We start from the raw sequence: 2,747 nt of genomic DNA, 5'->3' as shown, positions 1-2,747 counted from the left end.
CGCACGCCGGCGGGCCGCCACCGACACGGTGGCGGCCCGCTGCGCTGCGCCGGGTATCGAGGCCGCGCTCGATGCCCCCGGATGCGCGGCTAGCCCGCCCGTCTCGGAGCCGAGGCGGCACAGCCGTGCTCCGGCTACCGGCCCCTGTCGCGGGACAGGACGGATCCGGTCCGGCCGGAGGACGGGTCCCGGCCGGACCGTGGTGAGGCAGTGCCTACGCCTCACTCGCCACGGTACGGACCCCTGCCTGACGACGCGGGCGGCGTCCCGGGCCCGGGACGGCTTTCACCCGTCTGCTCCGGACCCGGCGCTGCGCGAGGAGCAGCTGCTGGCGATCCGGCGGGGGTTCGACGGACCTGCGTCGGGGTGTTCAGGGAAGCGGTTGTGCGTACACCGGGGTGCCGGGGGCGGGGCGGCCGCCGAGGGCCACGAGGTAGGCGATGCCGTCTTCCGTGATCTCGACCTGCACGCCGTTGTCGCCGACGTACAGCGGGTGACCGCGCGGGCCCAGGGCGCCCTGCCAGCGCACGATGGCAGTCTCCTGCTGGGCATGGCAGCCTTGCGGGCCGGGGAAGGTGATGAGCCAGCGTCCGGGGTTGTCGGTCATGATGATCGCGTTTCTCCGCGGTGACCGCACGGCAGGTCACGCGTACTGCACTCCGGTTCGTACAGGAGGCCGGGACGGCCGCACGCGCAAGTGCCCCCGGTGCTCCCCTCGCCTGCTGACGACGGGTGCGCACCGGCCGCCGCGGGTGCCGTGCGGTCGGCCTGTCAGATCCCGCGGCGGGGGTCGTCGGGTCCGTGGCGGGCCGGGATGCGGTGCCAGCGGTGGATTCCGTGGCGGTGGCTGCCGAACTCGGCGTCGGGTGGCACGTCGTCCGGTGCGTCTGCGGGCGGCTGGGACCGGGAGGCCGTGGCGCCCTGCGGGGCGCCGGCGGCGGGTTCAGCGGCGGCGGGGTCGGCGGTGGCAGCGCGGGCTCGGGCTTCGGCGGCCTCCGCGCGTGCGGTCGCGGCGTCGACGCGGGCGTCCGCGGCCTGGGCCTGGGCTTCGTCGCGCCGCTCGGCGAGCGCGTCGCGTTCCTCGCGGGCGGCGGCCGCCTCGCGGCGGGACTCCTTGAGGCCGCCGCGTGCGTCCTGGCGCAGCCGTGAGGCGCGGCGGGCGCCGGCGAGCAGCAGGCCCAGGCCGACGACGGCGATGGCGCCGATCGCGATGCCGTAGAGGAAGAGCGTGCCGGTGGAGCCGGTCACGTGGTAGCCGAAGACGGAGAAGTCGCCGGCCGGGTGGGAGGCGCCCGTGTTGGTGAGGACGCCGGCCACGCCGATGACGACGGCGGCGAGGAGGATGACGAGACCGATGATGAGGATCATGACGCCTCCACCCTTCTGGGGCTGAACGGGAGGACCTTACTCACGGTAGTCCTCGTCCCGGGGCGCCGCCCGGTGTGAGCGCGTGGGTGGTGCCGTTGAGCGGTCGGGGTGAGTCCGGGGCGCCGGGGACGGTTGCGACGCGGAGTGCGGGTATGCGTGTGTGCATGCGAGCACTCATCGTCAACTGCACCCTGAAGCCGTCCCCCGAGCCGTCCAACACCGAGGCCCTCGCCTCCGTCGTGGGAGCCGAACTCACCAGTCGGGGAGTGGAGGTGGCGACCGTACGGGCGGTCGACCTGAATCTGCTGCCCGGTGTGAAGAGCGACCAGGGCGAGGGCGACGACTGGCCGGGCGTCCACGCGAAGCTGCTGGCCGCCGACATCCTGATCGTCGCCTCGCCGACGTGGGTGGGCCGGCCGTCGTCGGTGGCGCAGCGGGTGCTGGAGCGGATGGACGCGATGATCTCTGAGACGGACGACCAGGGCCGGCCCGCCGCGTACGGAAAGGTCGCCGGCGTGGTGGTGACGGGCAACGAGGACGGCGCCCACCACGTGATCAGCGAGATCAGCGGCGGCCTGGTCGACATCGGCTACACGATCCCGGCGCAGGCGTGGACGTACTGGCACCTGGGGCCCGGCCCGGGTCCGGACTACCTGGACGAAGAACGCGGCCACGAGTGGGCGCACACCACCGGCCGCACCATGGCCGCCAACCTCCACCACGTCGCCTCGGCCCTGACCGGCCGGCCCTGGCCGGCGCCCGCCTCCTGACCCGAATCCCGGCGCAGCCGCGTTCGGCGTCCGTTCCCCCACACACCTCGGTTCCCCTGTCCCACCTGCTGTGAAGGAGTTCCCCCGATGGACGCGATCGTGCTGCTGAAGGACGACCACAAGACGGTCGAGAAGCTGTTCAAGGAGTTCGAGAAGGCCGGCGACAACGCCCACAAGCACAAGCGGGACATCGCCGACAAGGTGATCGAGGAACTCACCGTCCACACCTGGATCGAGGAGAAGATCTTCTACCCGGCCGCGCGCGAGGCCGCCCCGGACACCAAGGACCACGTGCTGGAGAGCGTCGAGGAGCACCACGTGGTGCTCTGGATGCTGTCCGAACTCGCCGGGCTCGACCCGGCCGACGAGCGGTTCGACGCCAAGATGACCGTGCTGATGGAGAACGTGCGACACCACGTCGAGGAGGAGGAGAAGGACTGGTTCCCCGAGGTCCGCAAGGCCATGGGACGCAACCGCCTCACCGAACTCGGCGAGCAGATGGAGACCGCGAAGGCCGATGCCCCGCGCGACCCGCTGAAGGTCCCCAGCGCCCGCGAGTAGCCCAGGTCGCAACACCGGCTCTTTCGCGGTGACCGCCGTGTCTACGGC

Annotated in this window: 4 protein-coding genes; 2 read left to right on the top strand and 2 right to left on the bottom strand. The window is 72.7% G+C overall.

Going from position 1 to position 2,747, the window contains the following annotated elements:
* Positions 1-370: 370 nt before the first annotated feature.
* Both ACFUK0_RS10255 and ACFUK0_RS10250 read right to left on the bottom strand, forming a co-directional pair.
* Positions 371-607: a DUF6296 family protein gene (locus tag ACFUK0_RS10255; RefSeq protein WP_380248204.1), complete on the bottom strand. Its 237-nt coding sequence runs from the start codon at positions 605-607 to the stop codon at positions 371-373.
* 164 nt (positions 608-771) lie between these two features.
* Complete coding sequence (locus tag ACFUK0_RS10250; RefSeq protein ID WP_380248202.1) at positions 772-1,368, bottom strand: hypothetical protein; 597 nt, start codon at positions 1,366-1,368, stop codon at positions 772-774.
* Positions 1,369-1,532: 164 nt separating this feature from the next.
* On the opposite strand from ACFUK0_RS10250, the gene ACFUK0_RS10245 reads away from it, so the two are divergent.
* Positions 1,533-2,138, top strand: a complete 606-nt coding sequence (locus ACFUK0_RS10245) for a flavodoxin family protein (RefSeq protein WP_380248200.1) — start codon at positions 1,533-1,535, stop codon at positions 2,136-2,138.
* An 87-nt stretch (positions 2,139-2,225) separates the two neighbouring features.
* Positions 2,226-2,699, top strand: coding sequence for a hemerythrin domain-containing protein (locus ACFUK0_RS10240; protein ID WP_380248198.1), 474 nt, complete (start codon positions 2,226-2,228; stop codon positions 2,697-2,699).
* The last annotated feature ends 48 nt before the right edge of the window (positions 2,700-2,747 follow it).

The organism is Kitasatospora sp. NPDC057223 (assembly GCF_042669755.1).
Taxonomy (GTDB): domain Bacteria; phylum Actinomycetota; class Actinomycetes; order Streptomycetales; family Streptomycetaceae; genus Kitasatospora.
The sequence above is the reverse complement of the archived record's forward strand: the minus strand, read 5'-3'. Positions and strand labels throughout refer to the sequence as shown.